The sequence below is a fragment of the Culturomica sp. genome (assembly GCF_003524185.1).
GTDB lineage: Bacteria > Bacteroidota > Bacteroidia > Bacteroidales > Marinifilaceae > Culturomica > Culturomica massiliensis.
Window position 1 is genome coordinate 524 of sequence record NZ_DOED01000017.1, and the last position, 25777, is coordinate 26300.

Consider the following 25777-nt stretch of genomic DNA (forward strand, 5'->3'; position numbering starts at 1 on the left):
ATACATGCTTGCTAAGCAGGTATCACTTTATAGAATATTACGGTGCGATGAAAGGGTATATATTATTTGTTTTTACTTTTTTATTATTGTTTTCGGCTCGGGGGGAGGAGCCGGGGCAGAAAGAACTGTTAAAGAAAGAGGTGGACGAATATATTCGTAGGGCGCATCAAAGTACTTATGCAGATCCGGTAAAGGCTGTTTCGTATTCCAATACGGCAATATTGAAAGCCGAATTGTCGGGGGATGCAAATCTTATTTGTTTGTCGCTGCTGGCACTGGGACGTTCTTACATCAATCTGGGATCGTTCGATATGGGCTTTGAAGCGTTTTATAATGCATTGGATAAATGTCCGTCCGATAATAAAGGATTGTTAGCAGAGATTCATGTAAATATCAGTTATTTGTATATCAGTCTCGGGGATGTTAAGAAAGCTTTTCAATTTGTAGATAAAGGGCTGGAATATTTTTGGGAATTGCAGGATTCTTCAGGAATAGCCAGGTGTTATAATGCCAAAGGATTGGCTTATGAACGCTCGGAAAATAATCCGAAGGCAGAAGAGTGTTTTAAATACGCGCTCAAGATTAATCGTGAACTGAACGATTCCAAAAATGTGGCGGCGAATCTGAATAACCTGGGATTGCTGGAAGAAAATCCGGATGAAAAAATCAAATGGCTGGAAGAAGCCGTTCAAATCAACAGGTCCTTGGGAGCAAATTGGTCGTTGGCGGAAAATTACAATAATCTGGCCACGCAGTATTTCAACAAGCGGGATTACAACAAAGCCTTGGAATGGTTGCAGAATGCTTTTATTCTGGCCAATAATTTAAGTGCAAAAGAGTTGATTTGTGATAATTACCGCTATCAGACCTGGGTTTATAATGCACTCGGCAATTATAAGAAAGCCTACGAATGCATGCAGAGCCTTTATGAAATAGAAAAGGTTATGCTGTCGGAGCGGAAAATCCGGGAAATCGAACTGAATGTCGCGGACCGGCGTTTTAAATCGCAGCAGCAGGAATTGAATCTGAAGCAAAAGGAATTGAAGATTAAAGGACTTCAGCGGGATATGTCGGTAATGCTGGCTATCGGCTTGGGGATTTTATTGTGTCTTTCTTTCGTTGTATGGAGGGTGCGGCAGCGTCGCAAATTGATCTTATTGGAAGCTACTCAAAAAATCGAAGCGCAACAGAAAGAAATGATGCAGCTTCAACTCGAAAAAACAGAGAAGGAACGTGAGAATGTCCAGATCGAGTTGGAACATAGTAAAAAAGAATTGACGAACTTTGCCTGTTATGTGCGTAGTAAGAACGAATTGATCGAAAAAATCAAATCGATGATCAAAGAGTCTTATAAGGAAGCCAAACCTGATGTAAAGGCGCAATTGAAAACAATAAATGCTTTTATTACCCAATACCAGAATAAAGAAGATAATCTCGGTTCTTTGATTACGGAAATCGATCGTATTAATGCTGAATTTGTCGTGCGTCTGACAGAAGCCCATCCGGATTTATCCAAAAACGAGAAACAACTTGCCTCTCTATTGCGAATCGATTTTACGACCAAGGAAATTGCACTTTTGGTCGGTTCGACTCCCAAAACCGTCAATATGGCCCGTTACCGGTTGCGTAAAAAGTTGGGTTTGGAAACGGACGAGGGATTGAATGAATACATGAAAAAGATGTAATATTGGAAGGGTTTTGCTGAACTTTCTAAATTTTTTATCATTATTTATATAAATTGGCCTGAATGTAGGTTAAATTTTGTTATCATCTGGTTGTAAATAAGATGTTTAATTTTTGTAATGTAGGTATAAAACGTCTTTAAAATCCCGTTTTGTAGTACTCATATAAAAACGAAAACGATTTCGTTGGAGGTGGTTTAATTAATATTGTATTCGGAAAATTGACTGAAATTAACAATCAAACCATAATTGAGTATGAACAAAGCTAAAATTTTTTTGACTTTTTTCCTGTGGTTTTGTATGATTTGTATTGCGATGGGGCAATCCTCGCCAAAACATAATCATCGACCGGGAGAAAAATGTTTAGATTGTAGAGCCTCGGAAGTAAATGAGGTCGCTGCAAGAGAAGAAGCGGAGTATTTGAAGACCCGTCCTTTGAAATCGCGTGCAAAATCGGTTCGGGTGACAACCCCGCCGGACGATTTTGAATATGTAATACCGGTCGTATTCCATGTTTTTGGTGCAGAGTATGACAACGGGGCAAAAATAACTGTCGATCTTATCCGGAATGCTTTGGTGGAAACCAATAAGGATTATTGGGGATTGCAGGCTGACTGGCAACAGTTGCATCCGGAGCGGGATCCTTTTAAATGTCCCCTGAAAATAACATTTCGTCTGGCAGAAAAAGATCCGGACGGAAATCCGACGACCGGTGTTACCTTTCATGATTGGAACTCGGGTTTCGGTAACGGTGGCGGATACGATGCCGAGATACAAAAATATGCCTGGGATAACTACCGGTATATGAATGTATACATCATGCAGGATTTGTACAATGATGGAGCTACCAATAACTCGGGTGTGGCCTGGTATCCTTCTGTCAGGATGAGTGATGCGAACCTGGCCCGTGTCGTATACAACGGAAGTTATATCGGAACGAATACCGACTCGGAGTTCCGTTCCGTATTGACCCATGAGTTCGGGCACTTTTTTAATTTGATGCATACGTTTGAAGGATGTGAGAACGGTGAGTATACTTATCCGAATGATGAGATAGACGACACGCCGGTTCATCTTAAGAACTCGAATCTTCGGGAAGGCGATAAGAACCCTTTCGGTGAAGTGATAGACGTGTGTAATTTTATGAACTACCCTCGTGAATACAAGAATTTCACCAAAGGACAGGTAGCTCGTATGAAAGAGGCTTTGATGCATGAGGCACGCGTTACCTTATGGCAGGAGGAAAACCACAAAAAGGTGTTCTATACAGAACCGACGCCGCGGATTGAAGTTGCAGAAAATACAATACGTGAAGCTGCTGCGAACGACGGTTCGTTTACGGCTGTATATAAAATTTTATTGCGCGATTGTAATTTAAAAGTAGTGGAAGGTGAATATCTGGCAGCAACGGATTATACGGTAAAAGATTTGCCGGAAGGTGTGACCCTGAAATTAAAAGCGGCTCCTGAAAATTATCTGGAAGGTGAACTTACCGGAAAATTTGCAGCTCATGCAGCAGCTAATAACGGTTCTTTTTCCGTAACCCTGAAAAACTCGATGTTAACGGAGGGGACGATCCTGAATCCGACCTTTACTTTGAACTATACTTTCCGGGATACTTATACTATTATATATGGTGATGCCGGAAATATTTCCATTTCTCCTGCGAATACCTGGAAATTCTTTTCTTTAGGGGCAGGCAATGCAGAATACGGAGCCTGGTATTCCAATAACAGCGATATTGTAGATGCTTATAAATTGCAGAGTTATAAAAAACCGCTTGTTATTTATCCGGGAACATTGAATATCAAGCCGTTGATCTTGGGTGAGGTTATTGATGAGAATGCAAGCTGGGGAACGCCGGCGGATGAATATGCAGGTGTTTTTGATTTGAAATCGCCGGATTATAACGAATGGGTGGGGCAGAATGCTTATGTCGGCATACAATTCGTTGCAAACGGCGAAACGCTTTACGGCTGGATGAATATCAGTTTCAATGCGGACGGTAAAGGATATACGATTCATGACTGGGCTTATAATACGGAACCGGGAGGAGCGATCAAAGCCGGGGAAACGGCTGACGGTATTCAGGAAAAGGTACAGGTATCTCCGTCGGAAGTCGTTGAGGATGTGGTAAATGACGGAACTGTAAATGAAAAAGTATCCCTGAAAATATCCGGGGTAACTTCGGAGTTTACAAAATCCGGTCTTTTGGTGGCTGGTACCGATTATACAATTACCGGCATACCTGAAGGTTTGGCTGTTAAAATTTCTTTGACAGATAAAACGAATGGAGTGATCGATATCAGCGGTAAAGCTGTACAGCACAGTGAGGCGGATGGAAAAACGATAAAGATCGACTTGAATAAAGCGTTGGTAAGCAATGCTAAGATCGGAGGTCTTTCACAGAAGATAAAGATTGTGTTTAAAAATCCGTATGATATTTTCTATAATGATATGGATGATTTGTGGTGTGCACCGAGCGGAAGTTGGGGAGAATTCAGTTTCGGTATCGGTAATGCCGATTATGAAGTGTGGTATGCTGAAAAATTGGGCGGAAAATACAAATTGGTAAGTGCGAACAATCCGTTGATTGTTCATAAAGGAACTTCAAATATCGTAGCTTTGGAGTTCGGGCAGACGATAGGGGAGACATTGATGGAAGGTATGGAATGGAAACAACAGAAAACAGGTGTTCCACAGCCGGAAATCGACGAAAGTATGCTGGATGTAAAATCTGATACTTATTTGGATTGGGTTGGAAAAACCGCTTATGTCGGTATTCAGTTTGTGAATGACGGATTGTTGCATTACGGTTGGATCGGTATCCGTTTCGAGGCCGACGGCAATATGATGACGGTGGAAGATTGGGCTTATAATGAAGCTCCGGGTGAACCTATTCAGGCCGGTTATAAGAAAAAAGATCAGAAACCTTATCTGGCTTGGACGACAACAGAGTTATACGAACCTGTTATTAACGACGGTAGTCTGGATTCTGTATCTGTATCGGTAAAAGGAGCGGAGTTTGCTGTGGCAGCCGGAGAGAAATTGACGGCAGGTACTCATTATACGGCTGATGGTTTACCGGCCGGATTGAGTGTTGCCGTGCAGGTGATCGATAAAGTAACGGCGCAGATACAATTGATCGGTAAAGCTCAGAATCATGCGGCTGCCGATAGCATAAAAGATTGGAACATTGCATTTAAAGATGCTGCTTTTACAAAACCCGTAGAGGAAAAGGAACATAAGTTCAATATTTATTTCCGGGATCCTTTCGGTATCGTATATGTGGATATTGAGGACGTTATTTGTAATGCAAGCAATACATTTACTCATATTTTCCCGGTAGCCGGACATAAAGAGATCGACTTTGCAGTGTGGTTTGATGACGAAGGGGCATTGCGTTTGGAAGCTTATAAGCAAAATATAATTTGTACCAATGCGGGGGAAAGCACTGCATTTGTGAAACCTTTGGATAAAGGTTACCTGATTGCGAATGAAGATTTATGGAACATCGGTGGTGATTGGCCGAACGAGCACTGGATTTTTGGACCTAATTATACGGATTGGGCCGGAAAAGAAGCTTATCTCGGTTTTGCATTCCAATTGGAGGGTAATTTCCATTTCGGTTGGATGCGCTTGGAGGTTACAGCCGACGGTTCTTCCTATACTGTAAAAGATCTGGCTTATCATTCCGGACCGATGACTCCGGTGCGTGCAGGCGATAACGGAACTTTAGAGCCGCCGTTTTTAGTGGCTAAAAATACGACTTTCCATGAGGGAATAAATAATGACGGTGCAGTAACGGATTCTGTCGTGATCGATCTGGTTTTTGGAAAATTTGCCAAGACTTCCGGTGTATTACAGGCCGGGACCGATTATACGTTTGATGGATTGGGAGAAGGACTGACCCTGGTTGCCGAATTGAGAGGGGATGAAAAAGTTGTGCTGAAAGTAAACGGTAAAGCAGCAGCCCATGATAAAGCAGCTTCTGTGAAGAATCTGAAGTTTTCGTTTAAAGATGCTGCATTTGTAGCCGGTACGAATTTGGCGAAAAAAGATGTGCGTCTGGCATTCGAGTTTTTGGATCCTTATAAAGTTGTGTATGTGGATATACCTAATTTCGAATGTTCCCGCTACAATACCTGGACAATTTTGGATATTGACGGTAACGCTTACGGAGTATGGTATGATATTAATGACAGATTGTCTTTGCGTTTGGAGACTTACGGTGCTCCGTTGATTTGCGAGGGTACCAGCCGGAATATTGCACCGGTGAAAGCGGGAGAGATTATCGGAGGTGCTTCTAATTGGGTGGACGGCGGTGATTGGCCGGACGAGCATTTTATTCATCATCCGGATTATACCGTTTGGCGCGATAAGGAAGCCTATATCGGTATTAAGTACGATTTTCAGGGACATACCCGTTACGGATGGATCCGGATTGAGGTTGCCGCTGACGGTCAATCCTATATTGTTAAGGACTATGCTTACAATGAAATGTTTGATGAACCGATCATGGCAGGGGCACAGACACAGCAAAACCTTATGGTTTCGTTTGCTGCCGACAAAACCCTGACATACGAAGGTTTTGATATTGATTTTACAAACTATAGCTATTCGGCTTTGCCGGTAGAAAGCTATAAATGGACTTTTGAGGGTGGAACGCCTGCTGTATTCGAGGGAGAGAAGCCCGGTAAAATTACGTATCATACGGCCGGTTCTTATGCTGTCGGATTGGAAGTAAAAACAGCCGATACGACTATTACTTTGACTCGTAAAGATTACATTACGATTGAGCCTGTTATGTTGAAAGCCGATTATACGGTTTCTGCATCCAGTTTGGTAGAAGGTGGAAAAGTAATGTTTACGGATGCGTCTACCGGTTCGTTCGATGTTGCAAAATGGGAATGGACTTTCGAGGGAGGTCAGCCTGCTTCATTCGAAGGTCAGCATCCGGGAGAGGTGACTTATGCAACAGCCGGAGATTATGAGGTGATATTAAAAGTAACGGATGAAAAAGGACGTGTACATACCCGTTTTGCGACACCGGGCGTGACCGTGTTCCCGGCCGATTATAGAGATTATTGTCAGGTAAGCGTAACACCTCCGACAGAAAATACTTATTGCTATATCAAGAATGTGATTTTCGGAGAACAGAATAATGCATCCGAATCCGGTAATTACACGGATTATAGCCGTACAGTACAGTTTGCTGCCCAAAAAGGTGAGGTTTTACCTTTCGATGTGGATCTGAACACCAATAATCAGGAAGCCCGCGTAATGGCTTGGATCGATTGGAACGGTAACGGTACCTTTGAAGATGCTGAAGTTGTAGCCAGCTATATTTCCAATTACGACAAACCGGAACATTTGACGGTTACCGTGCCGGAAGATGCAGCAGAAGGTATTGTCGGTATGCGTGTAAGGGTAAAAATCGGAGATAAGGTACTTAAACCTTGTGAGGATGAAGGATATTACGGAGAAGTAGAAGATTATTCATTGGTCATCAGTCAGCCTGCAAAATCAGGAGATATTTTGGCCGATAAACAGAATATCAAGAACGGGGAATATGTGACTTTCCGGGCTAATATCAATGAAATCACCGAAGCCGGTGTTGAATCTTATAAATGGATTTTCGAGGGAGCAACACCTGCAACTTCCGGTGAACGTGTTCCTGCTCCGGTACAATATACGGAGGTCGGTGTACATCCGGTGGTTTTGGAATTGACCTTACAGGGAGGAGAGAAGAAGATTGTCGAGAAGAAAAACTTTATTGTAGTCAATCCGGCTACTACTCTGGCAAGATTCGAGGCTTCGTCTACCGATATTGTGAAAGGCGGTAGTGTGAACTTTATCGACCGTTCGGAAAGTTCTGCCGGAATCGCTGCCTGGGAATGGTCGTTTGAAGGCGGTATGCCTGCCACATTCAGCGGACAGACTCCGCCCGATGTATTTTATAATCAGGCCGGACTTTACGAAGTCGTGTTAAAGATTACCGATGTCAACGGTGCAACCCATACACTTATTCAGCCGATGCTGATCAATGTGTATGAAAATACAAATACTTATTGTCAGATCGCCGATAAAGGAAGTTATTATTCCATTATCAATGTAGCTGTCGGAGATCAAAAACATGAGACGACTCATGCGCCTGAAAAATGGGTGAATGACTATACGGATTTTGCTTTTGTATTGTCCAAAGACAGTGCCCTGCCGTTTGTGGTGGATTTAAGTATGGATGGAACCCCTGCCAAAGTAATGGCTTGGGTGGATTGGAATCAGGACGGTACATTCGACGAAGCAACCGAAACGATTGCCCGTTATCAGGATGATGCAAAACCTGCCGAAATCATGATAACCGTACCGGCAGATGCCAAAGAAGGAGCAACCCGTATGCGGGTGCGTACCTCTTATTACAACTACCGTACTCCGTGTGATCAAATGGAAAGTATGGGAGAACTGGAAGATTATACGGTTATCGTAAAGAAGGAACGTCCGACCGGCTATATCGTGGCGGACAATACCAATCCGGCAATTGCCGAACCCGTACAGTTTACCGCTTTTGTCAATCAGATTACCGATGAGAATGTGACCGGTTATAAATGGACATTTAATGGCGGAACGCCGGCTCAAAGTACGGACCGGAAACCGGCTGAAGTGACTTATGCAGCAGAAGGTGTATACGATGTTACTTTGGAATTGACCTTGGAAGGTGGAGTGAAGAAGAATATTACGATGTATGATTTTATCACGGTCGGAGAGAAAGCTCCTGAGGTAAATGTTGATTTTACGGCTACTCCAATGGAAGTCTTCGCAGGATCGGCTGTCGATTTCAGTGCATCTGCAACAGGAACCGGCTCGGTGACAGGGTACTCATGGACTTTCGAGGGCGGCACGCCTGCAACCTCTACTGTGGCAACGCCGGCTGTCAGTTATGCAACTTCCGGCAGTTACGACGTGACCTTGGTTGCTACGTTAAACGACGGATCACAGCGTACAGTGAAGAAGAGCAATTACATTACAGTGAACCCTTTCTTGCTGAGAGCTGCTTTTACCGCTTCGTCGACAAAGGTGAACAGCGGTACGGATGTTGTATTTACAAATACCTCGATCGGGGCTGAAACTTATAGTTGGGATTTCGGTGACGGTTCGGGAACTGTTACGACTGAAAATGCAACACATGCTTTTGCGGCTGCCGGTACGTATACGGTTACATTGACTGTGACCGGTAACGGAGAAACGCAGACGAAAAGCGTTGTGATTGTTGTTTCTGCAATGAAACCTGCTGATTGTATGCCGACAGGGTCGTATACCGAATGGGCTACAATAAAGAAGGTGCAGTTCGGGGATATCAGTAATGATGTGGACAGAACACAATTTTATCATGATTTTACCGGAAATGCTCCTTTTGTTATGGAAAAAGGACAAAATGTTTCATATACTTTGCAAGCTAAGAATTCAAATTGGCCTGTTGGTATCTATGTGTGGGTTGACTGGAATAACGATGGACATTTTGACGATGCAACTGAGCGTGTGTTAGCTTTCAGAGCAGATCAAGAGTCGGACCCGGCAACCGGAACGATTACAGTACCTGCCGGTGCTGCAGAAGGAGTATTGAGAATGCGGCTTGCTACTGATTATTTTAATGAGGACATTGCAAATAATCCATTATTAGCCTGCGGTAGTCCGTATGCAATTGAAGAATATGCCGTACGTATCGGAGCTGCAGGAGGGGATGACGAATTGGTGATGAATATCGTTGCCGATAAACCGGCAGTACGTGAAAACGAAACGGTAATCCTGAGTGTAGAAGGGGCTCCGGAAGGTGCTGCATACGCCTGGACATTTGCAGGAGCTAAGACCACTACCAGTACTGAAGCACAACCGGTTGTCAGCTATGCAGCTGCAGGCGCTTATGATGTACAGGTTGTTGTAACGCCTCAGGGGGGAACGGCAAAGACGTTGCAGGAAAATCGCTTTATCGTAGTCAACTTGGCCAAAGTATCGGCTGATTTTACAACGGATAAAACGTTATGTGCAGTAAGTGAAGAAGTAAACTTTGCTTCGACTTCTACGGCAACTGCTACTATTCAATCTTTGGAATGGACATTTGAAGGTGGTGTTCCGGCTACCAGTACAATGGAAAATCCGGTTGTAACTTATGCAACGCCTGGAAAATACGATGTAACCCTGAAAGTAACGGATGAATTCGGAAAGACCGATACGAAAGTAATGCCGGCTTTTATCGAAGCCAGAGAATTTATCAAGGCTGATTTTATGGCCAGTGCCAAAGCCGCTGCTGTCGGTGAACCGGTAAGTTTTACCAACCGTTCGGTTGCTGCTGTAAACTATACATGGACTTTTGACAACGGAGAGCCTGCTGTTTCGACTGAGACGAATCCGACTGTAAGTTTCAAGGTGAAAGGAGCTGCCATGGTAACGTTGGTTGCAGAAGATGCCGATGGAAACAGAAGTGTCAAGAGTGAAGTACTGACTATTACTTCCAAGGCATTCGGCGCTATTCAATTGGATAATCTGGTGCAGGAGTATGACGGTCAGGTAAAATCGATTGATTTTACAGCTACTCCGTCTGAATTGAAAAATGATATCCGTGTCGAATACAAGCAGAACGGTGTGGAAGTAACTCCGAAAGATGCCGGTATCTACGATGTAACTGCGTCTTATGCCGGAACGATTCCGTATAGCGTGGAGGATGTTCATGCTCAGTTGGAAATACGTAAAATGCCGATTCAGATCGTTGCTTCCAATTTACGTCAGAATTATACCGGTGAGACATTGAAGGCAGAGGTTACTACTGTTCCTGCCGGATATGAAGATATGGTAACGGTGAAATATATGCAGAACGGTGTAGAGGTGGCTGAGCCGAAGAATAGCGGTAATTATGTGTTGATTGCCGAGTTGGAAGCCGATAATTATATGGCAGAACCTTTGGAAACCGAATTTGCTATCCGGAAAATAGACGGAACTGTAAGCATTATACTGGAACGGGAATACATCTTTGACGGTACTCCGAAATATGTTGCTAAGGTGAAGACTATACCGGCAGACCTTGAAACGAGAGTTACTTATAACGGAAGTGAGGAAGGTGCGGTAGAAGTCGGAGAACATACTGTCATCGCTACGATTACGGATGTAAATTACGAAGGTGTTGTTTGGGAAACTATGGTTATTAAACCGGCTGCACCGGAAGTGAAGATTCAAAAAGACAGATTTGTTTATGACGGTAATCATCACGATCTGGAATTTACGACTGTTCCGGAAAATCTGGATTATGAGATTATTTACCGGAAAGACGGAGAAGTGACGAATACGGTTGTCGACGGCGGTATTTACGAATATGCTATTCAGATTATCGATGAAAATTACGACATTGTTACGACCGGTGAAATGGAGATTACCAAAGCGTTGGCTGTCGTTCGCATTTCCGATTTGCGTTTTACCTATGACGGGAATACGAAAACGGCTGCTGTTGAAACGAATCCTGCCGGATTGGCTGTGGATGTGACTTACAACGGTTTCGCACAGTTACCCTATGCTCCGGGCGAATATACGGTGTTTGCTGAAATCCAGGATCAGAATTATCGCGGATACAAAACGGCAACAATGCAGATTGTTCGTAAGGGGGCCGATATGAAGATCATGGACTTGGTCGTATCCGACGGTACACATGATTGTATTTTCCGTATTCCGGAATTGGCCGGGATCAAGAAGAGTCTGGTGATGTACAATCAGCAGGGAGTCGTTATCTATGAAACCAAAGATTATTACGATGATTTCGATATGAGAGACCTGCCTGCCGGTACTTATTACTATATCTTGAAGTATGTAGAGAATGGTAAACCTCAGGCTGTTAAGAGCTTCGTGGAAGTGATCAGAAAATAAAAGCAAAAGCGGGTTACGGGCTTTTGCCTGTAACCTGCTTCCCTGCTGCTTAAACGATAAAGTAAGTAACAATGAAAAAAATTATATTGGTAATAGTAGCTTGCTGTATGGCAGGAACTATCTGGGCACAAACGGCATCTCAATACCTGGAATTGGCGAAACATCCGGAGTTGGTGAATCCCTCTTACGAGAGCGGTCAGAAAGGTATCAGTGCACTGGTATTGTATGGTGAAAAATGGTCGGGCTTTAAAGGGGCTCCGAAAACAACCGGATTCAATGCCCGTTATGGATTCAATAAATTTGTCGGAGTCGGTGTTAAAGGTGATTTCGAAAAAGTAGGACACCGGCATAACAACATCATCGGAGCGAATGCCGATGTAAATATCCGGATAAGTGAGCAATCCTATCTGGGATTCGGTCTGTATCTGGGAGCGGAAATGTGGCATTATTCGTTAGAAGATGCCGTTAACAGCGATAATGGTATGGTACTTGAAAATTACGATAGAAGTAATTTTATCGGAGGATTCGGTTTGACTTACCGTTGGAAAAGATTAGTGGTTGGCGCCAGTTCGTATATTTCGTTTTATGCGGATGAAACGAATATGGCCAATTGTTATTTCACCGGCTCCTATGATATTTCCGTCTCTAAAAACTGGTACATCCGTCCGCTGGCGATGTATTGCTACAATAATAAATTTGATAATTTTTACGAAGCCGGGGCGATGTTCGGTTACCGGAATCTGGCCGGAGTTGGTGCAACTTACCGTGAAAACCAGGGGATAAATATTATGGCGAACGTAGAGGTTATTAAAATGTTGACGGTAGGAGCTTGTTATGGAATCAATACCGGGGAATTGTCGGATTTGTCCAAAAAGTCATTTGAAATATCATTGGGTTTCAAGATGAACAGGGATTAAGGGATTATTTGTCGAGCGTTTGGTTGTATCATGGGGAGTGTTCCCGGGCAATCAGACGGCTGACAAATAGGTAAATTAACAATTAAGAATTAGAGATATGAAAAGAATATATTTAGTATTGATTCCGCTTGCCGCTCTGCTTTTTTCGTGTGAGAGCGATACGCCTGCACCTGCGGTGAAATTGACGGTAGGGGGACTTCATATGCGGGATGTTGTGTTGCAGGATAAGGATATCCCGGTCGTATTTGATGTTATAGCCGACCGTCCGGTAAACGAGGATACACATATTTTGTTATCGGTAAACGGAGAGACAACGGCTAAGCTGAATAAGCATTTTAGGATAGAAAAGTCTACCCTGTGGATTGGTAAAGGCAATAGCAAAACATATGGGAAACTGATTATTTTGCAGGAAAACTTTGCCGATGGGGACGCACAAAAAATCCGTATCGATATGAGTAGTTCTGATGCCGTTTTTGCCGATACCTCTTATATCGTATGCAATATTACGATGGGAGCTATTCGTTCTCCGCGTCCGGAATATTGTTTGCCCGAGTCGAACTGGGGTATGTATGCCGGAATCAATGGGTTTGAATTTGCCGGCATCAACAATGCGGTTTTGACTGCCGATGCTGCCGACTATTATGGGAATTCTGCCGTTGTGAATTATTCTGATATTCGGGGAGAAGCGGTAAAAGGGGAAACCTATAGCTACAAGTTGACTCCGGATTGGTGGAAAACAGGAGATGGGGATATTTATGAAATTGTATTCTTTATCGACTGGAACCGGGACGGGCGTTTTGACGGGAAAGACGAACTTATTTTGCGTCGGGATATGGATAAAGCTGCTGCTGCTAATCCGTTGACAGGTGAGATTACTATTCCGGCGGATGCGTCGGTCGGTCTGACCGGTATCCGGGTCGGTTTCTTTGCTAAACCCGATACAGATATCGATAATGGGGGATGCGGTTATATTGATTCCGGCGAATTTGAAGATTATACATTGTTTATTTCTGATCCCGAGTAAATTTTTATTTCGTATTTGAAAAATATCTGAAATGTAGATTTCTGCAAAAAGTTATTTTATTGGTTTATAGTATATTGGTTTGTGACGTGTAGATTTAAAATACCTGTAAAATAGCTTTTTGTAGGCTCGGAATGTGTAAAATTTAAAACGATTGTGTAGTTGCCATTCTATTTTTGCGTAACGATTTTTTATTATCAATAAATATAAACACCAGAACAAATGAAAAAGTATGTTTTACAAGCGTTATTGGTTGTGTGCAGTTTTCTGATTATTCAGGGCTGTAGTGATGACGATAATGCCATTGATTTGAAGGAAGTGAGTTCGGCAGCGGCAGCGGTGCCTGCCAAAGTTTTCTTTGCCCAGGGAGCGACGGAGGCTGCAACGGTTCAGTTGAGTGTGGCTGTCGATGCGAAATCTCCGGAAGCCATCGGGTTTGAAGTAAAGGTTGCTGATAATAGTGAGGTGAGTGCTGATAAAGTGACCTTTTCCCGGGAACATTTTACGATAGAAAAAGGAAAGCGTTCTTTTGAATTTAGTTGTACAGTGGAAGCTGATGCAGTAGAAGCAGGTATGACAAAACTTTTAAAGATCGATTTTATGTCTCAGAATGCCAAGGTTTCTCATTTGAATTTAGAAGTTCCTGTGGAGGCAGAAAAGGTTGAAGAACCGAAGCCGGAACCGGAACCGGAACCAGAACCGGACAATACGATTGTGTATATTGCCGATTTTAAAGGTACCGTAGATATGGATAAACAGAATTGGTTGGCTGTTATGCTCAATGAAGTGCAGGTTGCCGGTTTCTTCCAGACTTCTGTTGCAGTTGGAACAGCTCCCAGTGCCAAGAGAATTCATTTTGACAATTACGGACAGGATATTATCGGTGTGGCAGAAGGCGATTTGATCCATATCACACCGCTGGAAGAAGGGGCTGTAATTGGAGAAGGTGCGTCTTGGGTTGCTAATCCTGAATGGGCGGATGATGCTAATTACGTATATATGCCGGTATTGTATTCCGGAGCCTATACGGAATGGGAAGGAAAAACAGCTTATATCGGTGCGAAAATCAGCCTGTCCGGTAAAGTGTCCGGAAAGATTTGCAATGCCTGGATTAAAATTACAGTATCTGCCGGCGGTGAATGTGAGGTGGATGGAATAGCTTACGATGCGTGGGGATACGATATCAAAGCCGGACAGACGGTATCGGAAAAGTGATAAATATTAAATCTAAATAATATAGCATGAAAAATAAAGCAATAGGTAAGATGAAGTACTTGCAACAAGTACTGCTTATGATGCTCGTTTGGTTTATACCTTTCGGGGCAATGGCGCAAAGTTATTCGTTGAAGGGTACGGTGGTTGATAATAAGGGAATCACAATTCCCGGCGTAAATATCCTGATCAAAGGGACGACTAACGGTGTCGCTACTGATATTGACGGTAATTTTGAATTGATCGTGGATAAAGGAAACGTATTGGTCGTGTCTTTTACCGGTTATAAAACACAGGAAGTTCCGGTAACAGGACAGAACAATCTTAAAATCACTTTATTGGAAGATATAGAGCAGTTGGAAGAAGTGGTGGTGATCGGGTACGGTACGTTGAAAAAAAGTGATTTGACCGGTGCGATTGCTTCCGTCGATGGGGAAACGTTGGCTAATAAATCGACAATTAATCCAGCAGAAGCTTTGCAGGGACAGGTACCGGGTGTCAGTGTGGCCCGTTACGGCGGTTTGGCAGGACAGGGTGTTTCTGTAAAGATTCGGGGTGTCGGTACTTATGGCAGCAGTGAGCCTTTATATATTATTGATGGTTTTCCCGGAGATATTTCAACTTTGGCACCTCAGGATATCAAATCTATGGAGATTTTGAAGGACGGTGCTGCCGGAGCGATTTACGGATCGGTTGCTGCTAACGGAGTGGTGATTATTACGACGAAAAGTGGTAAAAAAGGAGAGGTGAAAGTCGATATCAATTCGTATGTTTCCATCAAAAAAGTGACCAATCTTTTCGATATGCTGGATGCTGAAGGTTTCCGGAAATTGGGAAAAATGATGCATGACGAATACAATAAATATGCTCCGATTCAGAAGCCCATGCCGGGGTATGTAACCAAAGATCCCAGAGCCAATACCGACTGGCAGGACGAAGTGTTCCGTACTGGTTTTGCTCAAAGCCATAGTGTTTCTGTCAGAGGAGGTGGAGATGTAACTCAATTCTCTATTTCAGCTAATGTTTACGATGAACAGGGAATTGTTTTGGATAATGACTTCTTGATGCAGAATGGACGTATGAAGATTAATACGAAAAAATCAATTTTTGATATTTCGGCTAATTTAGCTTACACAGCTAAAAAATACAATAATCCTGATTTTGCTTTATCGGAAGTCTACCGTTCCAGTCCTTTGACTCCGGTGTTGGATCCGACACAGAAATACGGTTATGGTATAGCCAGTACGACAGACGGTTTGGCTTCTACGCGGAATCCTGTAGCGGATGCACATTTCAGACATAATAAAACAAAAGTACAGGATGTGGTAGCTAGTTTTGCGGTAGCAGCTAATTTTACAAAATGGTTGCAATTTAAGACATCATACTACTATAATGGAACGAATACACAGTATTATGAAAATGCACCGGATTATATTGCCAGTCCGACACAACCAGACCTATATCCCTATGTATATGAGAAACGTACTTATTGGCAAAGCCAAGTGATTGATAACTATATAACATTTAATGATAAATTTGGAAAGCATGCTGTGACGGCTATGGTCGGTGTTTCTGTTCAAATGGATAGGAGCAGTTATGATGGATTAAATGTAGAAGGAAAAACGACAGTGGACGGAAAGGATGAACCGGCTGGTTTCCCGAATCCGAACTGGAATACTCCGAATGCAGGAGTTGGCGGTACCTATACGGGTGAAGGAACTCGGACTGAATATAATCGTTTATCTTATTTTGGACGTATCAATTATTCGTATGCCGATCGCTATCTGTTACAGGTAACGGTACGTCGCGACGGTTCTTCTAAATTCGGACCTGAGTCTAGATGGGCAACCTTCCCTTCTGTGGCTGTAGGCTGGAGAATCAGTGAAGAAGAATTTTTCCCGAAAAATACAATTATTTCCAATTTGAAATTAAGAGGAAGCTGGGGACAATTGGGTAATGAAGGACGCTTGAAACTTTATGAATATTTGGCGTTGATGACGCAAGGAAACGGCGGAAGTCTGGGATATGTACAAGGAACCGGTAAAAACCCTTGGGTTGCTACTATAGCCAATATGATGGAGAATCGGGGAGTTAAGTGGGAAACCAGTGAGTCAATGAATATCGGTTTAGATTATGCGTTGTTTGACGGTAAGTTATCCGGTTATGTGAATTATTACAATAATAAGACTCGGGATTTGTTGATCCCGAAAGTGCTGGCTCCTTCTGCCGGTATTGGAGACCCAACCTTGAATGTGGGAACGATGCAGAATACCGGTATCGAATTGGATATCAATTATCGGGAAAGCCGGGGTGAATTAAACTGGAATGCCGGATTTAATATCGCTTTCATGAAAAATAAAGTGAAAGAGATGGCAAATAAAAATCAGATCTTATACGGTAGTTACAGTGCAACACAAACCAGATCAGGCAAGGCAATAGCAACATTTTATCTGTATGAAACGGACGGTATATTCCAGAACATGGCGGAAGTATATGCACATAGTAAAGACGGTAAGCTGATTCAGCCGAATGCCAAACCGGGAGATATCCGTTTTAAAGATAATAATGGAAACGGAGAGATTGATGCAGCTGATAAAGTGGCTATGGGATGTGGTGCGCCGAAAGTAGAAGCTAACCTTTCCTTAGGCCTTGAATATAAAGGATTTGATTTTTCAGCTTTATTCGGTAGCGGTTGGGGCCATAAAATATACAATTACAACCGGGTAAGATCGGAAAGTATGGATGAAATCTATAATATGTTCTCTTCGACCTTAAATGCCTGGACTCCTGAAAACCGGAATACCAATATGCCGCGTGCCGTATTGGGTGACCCGAACCAAAATAAGCGCGAGTCGGATCGTTTTCTGGAAGACGGAGATTTTATCCGCTTACGTCAGATACAGTTAGGCTATACTCTGCCGAAAGCCTGGTTGAACAAAATCAATATGGAGAAGATTCGGGTATATGTAAGTGCAGATAATTTATGGACTTGGACTAAATACAGTGGTGTAGATCCAGAATTTGCTCAAGAAGAGGTATTGAATACCGGTATCGACAGTAGTATTTATCCGTTTACCAAATCGTGCGTATTCGGATTGCAGGTGACATTTTAATTAAACGGACTTATAAAATCGATAGATATGAAAAAAATATTAAATCTGATATATGTACCTTTGCTGGTATTAGGGTTGTCCGGATGTGAGGATTTTCTGTCAGTTGAATCTCCAGATCAATCGACTTCCGGTAACTATTGGACAACTCAGGAGGCAGCTTTATCCGGCTTGTCGGCCGCTTACTCGCAGTTATATAATGGAGGCGGATGGCGATTTCACGAATACGGTTATACTTTGGAACCTTTCCGGGAAGATATGATTTCCATGGGCCCCGGAGCTTCCGGTTATGGTTATATGACCTCTATTTTTAATTTTACCTACAATGCCAGTAGCAGCCTTCCTGCTTATTTATGGAATTATAATTATTGGGGATTGAGTTATTCCAATCAGGTAATAGATAAAGTCGGAGCTATGGACCCTGCCGTATTTGAACAAGGAATGCAGGAGCGTATTATTGCCGAAGCCCGCTTTATGAGAGGTTATTATCACATGAAATTGTTATTGAATTGGGAAAAGATCGTTGTACGGGAAAAATACATCACTTCTGAGGCAGATATCGATAAAGCCTTATCTCCTCGGGATTATGCCTGGGATTTTATCGTGAAGGATTTCAAATATGCAGCCTCTAAATTACCGATGACACGTGGGACTTCCGATAAAGGACGGGCAACTTCTGCTGCTGCAAATGCTTATCTGGGATATGCTCTTTTGACCCGTTCTTATGAAGAAACGGCTCGGAGAGACGAATTTCTGACAGCGGCTGCAGAGGCATTGAAACCTGAAAATTTTGTAGGTTATAGCTTGGTACCGATGAACCAATGGTTGGGAATGTTTAACGGAACGAATGAGAATTCAAGCGAATCTATTTTTGAAATTCAGTTTTCACCGGTAACTTCCGGAAATGCTTATTATAAGCATCAGATGCACTATTGGGTTGCTTCGGAGGAACTTGGCGGTTGGGAAGGTATTTTACCCTCAGACGGATTGGTAAAAGAGTTTAAAAAAGAAGGAAAAGTTTCGACCTTGGGTGGATATGATTCCCGTATGTATTCTACTTTATTTTTTCAGGATGATTATTTCAATGATGATAATGGTAAAGTCATGGGAGAAAACTATGATTACTGGTTCTGTGAATGGAAAAAGGGTACGGATGGTAAATATTATCCTGATTTAACGACGGCCTATAATAAGCCGGTATTTAGGAAATTTATTCCAATAGATGCATCTGCAATGGTGCCTGACGAAACGGCAATGAATATCATGTTGATGCGTTATGCTAATGTGATGTTGATGCGGGCAGAGGTATTGAATGAGCAAAATCATCCGGAATTGGCTAAGCCGATCATTAATGAATTGAGGGCTCGTGCCAATATGCCGGGAATGAAAGGTTCTTCTCAGGCAGAAGTAAGAGCACAGATCGAACACGAACGTATTGTAGAATTTGCACTGGAAAACTACCGTTTCTATGATTTACGCCGTTGGGGAAAAGTGAAGTCAGCACTGGAAGCTGTCAGTCGTACCGGATTCGATCCCTCGCGCCATAACTTCCTGTTTACTCCGCAAGGTGAGATTGATTCAAATGGACAGATAAAAAAATAGTTAGATTAGGCTGGGTGGAATGTCCCGCTTTTGGGGCATTCCACTTTTTAAAAAAAATTGTAAATTGCGTGCGTTTTATATAACGTCATACTGAAATTATGCTGATAGTAATAGGATTAATGGTAAGTGGTATCCTGTTGGGATATTTGTTCCGGGAGAAAAATCTGAAATTTGTTCAGAAACTGATTACTCTTGCCATATTCGCCTTATTGTTTTTGTTAGGATTGAGTGTAGGTACAAACGATCAGATTATGGATAATCTGGATACGATAGGCTTAGATGCTCTGGTTATTACATTCGGAGCTATTGTCGGGAGTGTATTGTGTGCCTGGGGGATTTATAAATTTTATTTTTCAAAATAAAAAAGATTACGAATTGGCAATAAAAGAAATAATCATTGTCAAAAGTCATCAATTAGAAAAGAAATCCTCATTCGTCATTTGAATCAGAGGAATTGTTTTAAACGTGGGGAATATATGTTAGGAAGTTTAATTATAGTAACTTTTTTTGTACTGGGAGTTGTACTCGGACGATTTGTTGAGATGCCGGGTTTTATTACGGAAAATGATCCGACTTTGTATGCTTTGTATGTTTTGATGTTTTTGGTAGGTGTCAGTATTGGAAGTGATAAAAAAGCATTGCGGGCATTGCGGCAGCAAAACATAAGAATTGCATTGGTTCCGCTGGGAACAATCCTGGGAACATTGGGCGGTTCTGCCTTGATTAGCTTTTTCTTGCAGCACAGAAGCATGACTGATTGCCTGGCTGTAGGTTCCGGATTTGGTTACTATTCGTTGTCTTCTATTTTTATTACGCAATATAAGGGAGCCGAGCTGGGGACAATCGCTTTGGCTTCCAATATTATCCGGGAGTTGGTGACATTGCTGGCTGCCCCCTTTTTGGTGCGTTACTTTGGGAAACTGGCGCCTATATCTGTGGGAGGAGCGACGACAATGGATACGACTTTACCGATTATCACCCAGACTTCAGGTAAGGAATTTGTCGTTGTATCGATTTTTCACGGTATAACGGTAGATTTTACCGTACCTTTTCTGGTTACTTTTTTTTGTACGATCTGATTTTTATCAACTGGGAAAATATATAGAATGGCGACCTAAAGTTGCTATAATGGGATAGATGTTGTAATTTTTAATGGATTTGAGATGAAAAGATATATCTTCATTGTATGGGTTCTACTGTCTTGTTTTGTCGGAAAAGCGCAGTACACAGGAATGGAAAGAGAAAATCCGGCTGTTAATCAAATAAACCGGGAGCGGATGCATGCTCATTTTATTCCCTATACCAAAGAGGCTGATGCTGTTGCTAAGGAACGGAAGGCTGCTTCGCGGGTATCCCTAAACGGTATATGGCAATTTAAATACTCCGTAAATCCGGCCAGCCGTCCGCAGGATTTTTATAAAAAAGGGTTTAAGACCAAAGGATGGAACAAGATAGAGGTTCCGGGAAGTTGGGAATTACAAGGATTCGATGCTCCGATATATACGGATACAAAATATCCTTTCCCGGCAAATCCGCCTCATATCCCGGCAGATTATAATCCTGTCGGATCTTACATCCGGGAATTTACATTGCCTGAAAACTGGACGGGTAAAGATATTATTTTACATTTCGGCGGTGTTGAATCGGCTTTTTATTGCTGGTTAAACGGGGAATTTGTCGGATATAGTGAAGACAGCCGTTTACCGGCGGAATTTGATATTACCCGCTTGGTGAAAAAGGGAAAAAATAAATTGGCTGTAGAGGTATATCGTTACAGTGACGGTTCCTACCTTGAATGTCAGGATTATTGGAGATATAGCGGTATTGAGCGTGACGTATGGCTGATCGCCCGTCCGTTGTCGCGTATGCGTGATTTTGAAATTTCACAGCAATTGGTAGATAATTACCGGAACGGGGATTTTCAGGTGAAAGTAATGGCTGAAAAACGGGGACTGACACCGGGGACTGCTTTTGAAGTGAAATTGCTGGACAAGGACCGGGTGATCTTTTCGGAAAAATCGGCAGTAAAATCCGTTTCGGATACCTTGCATGTATTTTCGAAAAAGGTGATGGATGCCCGGAGATGGACGGCTGAAACGCCGGAATTGTATACATTGGTAATCAATACGTTGAATCCTACGGGTAAAGTGACCGAATCTGTGGCTCATCGCTTGGGCTTCCGGACGGTGGAAATCCGTAACGGCATGTTGCAGGTGAACGGGGTGCCTGTTTTTATCAAAGGGGTCAATCGTCATGAGCACGATCCGTATAAAGGAAGAAGTGTCAGCTATGAAAGTATGCTACACGATATCACTTTGATGAAGCAATTCAATATCAATGCGGTACGTTGCAGTCATTATCCGAATATAGAAGAGTGGTACGAATTGTGCGATGAATATGGTATTTATCTGGTTGATGAAGCCAATCTGGAGTCACACGGTATGGAAGATACTGAAGTCGGCACATTGGCAACTACTCCGGAGTGGATAACTCCATTTATGGAAAGAATGAGCCGCATGGTAGAACGGGACAAAAACTATACATCCGTCATTACCTGGTCTTTGGGAAATGAATCCGGTTACGGAGAGCATTTCGAAACAACGTATCACTGGACCAAACAACGGGATACGACTCGTCCGGTACAATATGAAGGTTCGGGCCGTGAAGGCGCGACCGACATTTATTGTCCGATGTATGCCCGGATATGGCGTTTACGCGAACATGCCAATCAAAGACGTTTGGAACCATTGATTTTGTGCGAGTATGCACATGCAATGGGAAATAGTGTCGGAAATCTGCAGGATTATTGGGACCTTGTATACAAGTACGATCAATTGCAGGGGGGCTTTATCTGGGATTGGGTTGACCAAACTTTTGCTATAAAAGATAAAAACGGGAATCCGATCTGGGGATACGGCGGTGATATGGGATATGTGGGCGTGAAAAACGATTCTAATTTCTGTGCTAACGGATTGGTTGCTGCCAACCGTTTCTTACATCCCCATATCTGGGAAGTGAAAAAGGTGTATCAGGGCATCCATTTCGCCGGTGAGCCTTTCCAGCCCAATCGTCTGAAAATAACCAACCGGAATGATTTTGTGACTTCCGGTGTCTACGATTTTATCTGGAAAATAAAAGCTGACGGAAAGGTGGTAGCACAAGGTGTTTTAAATGTACCGGAGGTGCAACCTCACGGGTTTGCAATAGTGGAACTGCCGCTACCCGTTTTACAACCGTTGGCCGGTACGGAATATTTCTTACATCTTGAGGCCCGTACCAAACAAGCAACCGACCTTGTACCTCAAGGTCATCTGGCAGCCAGTGAACAATTCTTATTGCCGGTGGAGGTATTGGCACCTGTTGCACCTGCAATTGAAGGCACTCTGGCTTTGACGAAGGAGAATAAGCAAATCCGGGTTTCCGGTGCGACTTTTGAAGTTCGTTTTTCGGAAGAAACCGGAGACCTTACCGGATTGAAATATGACGGGAAAGAAATGTTGAAAGAAGGATTGCGCGCTAATTTCTGGCGGGCACAAACGGATAATGATGTTGCCAATCGTATGATGCAACGGTGTGGGACCTGGCTGAATGCAGGTAAGGAGATGGTTTTGCAGCAACTGGAAACTCATTCCTCCGGTAACCGGGTGATTGTATCCGCTGTTTATCGGATGCCGGAACAGGCTTCTGTGTATAAGGTCGTATATACTGTATATGCAGACGGAGCCGTGAATGTCGACAATGTATTTCTGGCCGGACAGAAGGCTTTGCCTGAAATGCCTCGTTACGGGATGCGGATGATATTGCAGAGTGAATACGATCAGATGACATGGTTCGGACGCGGACCGCATGAAAACTATTTCGACCGGAAGTCTTCTGCCGATATCGATTTATATAAAGCTACGGTGTGGGAGCAATTTCATCCTTATGTGCGCCCGCAGGAAACGGCCAATAAGTCGGATGTACGCTGGTGTGCTTTACGGAATAATGACGGAAATGGGATATTGGTTATCGGGGCACAACCATTGAATGTGAGCGCCTGGAATTTCCCGATGCAGGATATTATGCATGTTAGCCCGAATGTTGAAAGAAAGCACGGCGGGAGTATCCTGAAACAGGATATGGTATGGTTCAATATCGATTTACAGCAGATGGGGGTCGGCGGAGATACATCCTGGGGAGCGCAAACGCATCCAGAATATACGATTACTCCGGATAATAAGCATTATTCCTTTACGATCGTACCTTTACGGTCCGGAGACGAGCCTTTAAAGCTTTCTAAAAAAGGCTACGGGAAGTAGAAATAAAATAGTTAGGTTAAAAAATAAATGCAATGAAAAAATTCTGGTGGATTGGGTTTGTGGCTTTAGCAGCGTTCGGATGTTGCCGTAACGAAGCTTGTAAAGAAGAACAGGCCCTGAAGTATCCGAACATTTTGGACATCAATTACACGCCTGAAACAATTCGTGGAGGGGCCGGTTGGTTTACCGATCAGGGTGCCTGGATGGGGTTTACGCTCCCGACGGCAGAGAAATTTACGAATGGATTTTGCGGTCCTTTCGATTTGGATAATCGTCATTGGTTAAGCCGCTCATTGGTAAGACCGGGATTTATTGATAACGGCAAAGTCGTTTCACCGGAAGCTTTTCAGGCTGACAGTATGGCTTATTTCCCGGGACAACTGTATATGCAGAGTAGTTTCTCGGATATCCGCATAGTTCAGCGGCTCTTTTTTACAGATAAGAATCATGCCTTGCTCGTATGTGAAAGCAATCGGAAGATCGACTGGTTTTTCGAGGGGAAACTTTGGGATGAAGACGATACGGTGGAAGTCCGTGATAAAAGTCTGATCATTTATTTGCCTCGGGGAGAAGTTGCTGCGGTGACTTTTCAGAACGATGCGGAATTGATGCAAATGTCTTCCGTATATAAAGCTTCATTTAAGCAGGTTGCCGATGTGCGGGCGGCTGTTTTCTCCTTTTTTAATACGAAGGAGGAAATGGAAGCCGGATTACCGGTGGCTGAAACAATCCTGGAAAACATAAAAGCCGAAAAGGCGGCTCATTGCAGCAGATGGAACAATTACCTTTCCAGTGTTTTGCGGACAGATATGCCTGCTGCTTATGACCGCGTAGCCGTGAAGGCGATGGTAACGCTTTTGGCTAATTGGCGGAGCAGTAAGGGAGATATGCTGCATGACGGAATGGTGCCTTCACATGCCGTTGGATATTTTGTCGGCTTTTGGGCTTGGGATACCTGGAAACAGGCCGTTGCAACCGTACATTTTGAGCCTGAATTGGCAAAGAATCAAATTCGTTCCATGTTCGATTATCAGGATGAGTACGGAATGATAGCCGATTGTATCTATAGCGATAAACGTGAAAATAATTATCGCGATAGCAAACCGCCTTTGGCAGCCTGGGCTGTGATGGAAGTGTTTCGTCATACGGGAGATACGGCATTTATCCATGAAATGTATCCTCAATTGTTGAAATATTACCGTTGGTGGTATCAATACCGGGATCATGACCGGAACGGTATTTGTGAGTTCGGTGCAACTGACGGAACCGAAGAAGCCGCTAAATGGGAGAGCGGTATGGATAATGCGGTTCGCTTTGACGAGGCCACTATGGTCCGGAATGCTGAGAATGCCTGGAGCTTTAATCAGGAATCTGTCGATTTGAATGCTTATCTGGGATATGAATACGAGCTTTTACAAGAGATGGCCGGAATAATCGGTGAAAGCTTTGAGGAGCCCGATTATCGTGAAAAAATCCGGACTTATTTTTTCGATCCGCAACAAGGTTATTTCTTTGATCGGGTTTTGAACGGAGATTTGGTAAGGGTGGAAGGACCTGAAGGTTGGACGCCGATATGGACGGGGCTGGCTTCCAAAGAACAAGTGGAGGCTGCCATGAAGATCATTGCAGATACCAGTAAGTTTTCGACTTATATACCTTTCCCGACTTTGGCTGCCGATCACCCGAAGTTTTTACCGAAAGGATACTGGAGAGGTCCGATTTGGTTGGATCAGGTGTATTTCGGTATTTCCGGTATCCGGAAGTATGGCTATATAAAAGAAGCGGATACATATACCGATCAGGTGTTTACCCGGTTGCAGGGACTGACGGAGGGAGCTCCTATTCATGAAAATTACGGAACCCATGACGGAGGACTTTTGAAAGCCCCTCATTTCAGTTGGTCTTCGGCACACTTGCTGATGCTTTATTGGGAGTATGGGAAAAAATAAAGTTAAAAAGAGATTGTCTCGCGGCAATCTCTTTTTTATTCATATTAATCATTATTTTTGCTGAAAATCAATTGTAACGT

11 protein-coding genes are annotated in these 25777 nt (G+C 43.1%); all 11 read left to right on the top strand.

Annotated elements, in window-relative coordinates; genetic code table 11:
• Positions 1-1685, top strand: a 1685-nt coding sequence (locus DD657_RS07180; protein ID WP_287049243.1) for a hypothetical protein, incomplete at its 5' end; no start/stop codon positions are given.
• 252 nt (positions 1686-1937) lie between these two features.
• On the top strand, positions 1938-11588 hold the full coding sequence (locus DD657_RS07185; protein ID WP_287049245.1) for a PKD domain-containing protein: 9651 nt from the start codon (positions 1938-1940) through the stop codon (positions 11586-11588).
• A 71-nt stretch (positions 11589-11659) separates the two neighbouring features.
• A complete protein-coding gene (locus DD657_RS07190) occupies positions 11660-12505 on the top strand; it encodes a PorP/SprF family type IX secretion system membrane protein (protein ID WP_118773155.1) in 846 nt (281 codons plus the stop codon).
• Positions 12506-12602: 97 nt separating this feature from the next.
• Positions 12603-13529, top strand: a complete 927-nt coding sequence (locus DD657_RS07195) for a GEVED domain-containing protein (protein ID WP_118773154.1) — start codon at positions 12603-12605, stop codon at positions 13527-13529.
• A gap of 219 nt (positions 13530-13748) precedes the next feature.
• Positions 13749-14741 carry a hypothetical protein gene (locus DD657_RS07200; RefSeq protein WP_287049247.1) on the top strand — a complete coding sequence of 331 codons (993 nt, stop codon included), beginning with the start codon at positions 13749-13751 and terminating at the stop codon, positions 14739-14741.
• Positions 14742-14767: 26 nt separating this feature from the next.
• On the top strand, positions 14768-17851 hold the full coding sequence (locus tag DD657_RS07205; protein ID WP_287049249.1) for a SusC/RagA family TonB-linked outer membrane protein: 3084 nt from the start codon (positions 14768-14770) through the stop codon (positions 17849-17851).
• A 27-nt stretch (positions 17852-17878) separates the two neighbouring features.
• Entirely contained in the window at positions 17879-19450 is a 1572-nt protein-coding gene (locus tag DD657_RS07210; protein WP_287049251.1) for a RagB/SusD family nutrient uptake outer membrane protein, read from the top strand.
• Between the two features lie 98 nt (positions 19451-19548).
• The gene (locus DD657_RS07215; RefSeq protein WP_021987506.1) at positions 19549-19812 is read left to right on the top strand and encodes a LysO family transporter; all 264 of its coding nucleotides are present in this window, start codon (positions 19549-19551) and stop codon (positions 19810-19812) included.
• Between the two features lie 114 nt (positions 19813-19926).
• The gene (locus tag DD657_RS07220) at positions 19927-20529 is read left to right on the top strand and encodes a LysO family transporter (RefSeq protein WP_287049254.1); all 603 of its coding nucleotides are present in this window, start codon (positions 19927-19929) and stop codon (positions 20527-20529) included.
• A gap of 84 nt (positions 20530-20613) precedes the next feature.
• Entirely contained in the window at positions 20614-23748 is a 3135-nt protein-coding gene (lacZ, locus tag DD657_RS07225; RefSeq protein WP_484054560.1) for a beta-galactosidase, LacZ type, read from the top strand.
• 32 nt (positions 23749-23780) lie between these two features.
• Complete coding sequence (locus DD657_RS07230) at positions 23781-25697, top strand: MGH1-like glycoside hydrolase domain-containing protein (protein WP_021987509.1); 1917 nt, start codon at positions 23781-23783, stop codon at positions 25695-25697.
• The last annotated feature ends 80 nt before the right edge of the window (positions 25698-25777 follow it).

Coding starts and splice junctions, on each gene's coding strand:
- DD657_RS07205 (WP_287049249.1), top strand. CDS start 14,768: ATGAAAAATAAAGCAATAGGTAAGATGAAGTACTTGCAACAAGTACTG.
- lacZ (WP_484054560.1), top strand. CDS start 20,614: ATGAAAAGATATATCTTCATTGTATGGGTTCTACTGTCTTGTTTTGTC.
- DD657_RS07190 (WP_118773155.1), top strand. CDS start 11,660: ATGAAAAAAATTATATTGGTAATAGTAGCTTGCTGTATGGCAGGAACT.
- DD657_RS07220 (WP_287049254.1), top strand. CDS start 19,927: ATGTTAGGAAGTTTAATTATAGTAACTTTTTTTGTACTGGGAGTTGTA.
- DD657_RS07200 (WP_287049247.1), top strand. CDS start 13,749: ATGAAAAAGTATGTTTTACAAGCGTTATTGGTTGTGTGCAGTTTTCTG.
- DD657_RS07195 (WP_118773154.1), top strand. CDS start 12,603: ATGAAAAGAATATATTTAGTATTGATTCCGCTTGCCGCTCTGCTTTTT.
- DD657_RS07185 (WP_287049245.1), top strand. CDS start 1,938: ATGAACAAAGCTAAAATTTTTTTGACTTTTTTCCTGTGGTTTTGTATG.
- DD657_RS07230 (WP_021987509.1), top strand. CDS start 23,781: ATGAAAAAATTCTGGTGGATTGGGTTTGTGGCTTTAGCAGCGTTCGGA.
- DD657_RS07215 (WP_021987506.1), top strand. CDS start 19,549: ATGCTGATAGTAATAGGATTAATGGTAAGTGGTATCCTGTTGGGATAT.
- DD657_RS07210 (WP_287049251.1), top strand. CDS start 17,879: ATGAAAAAAATATTAAATCTGATATATGTACCTTTGCTGGTATTAGGG.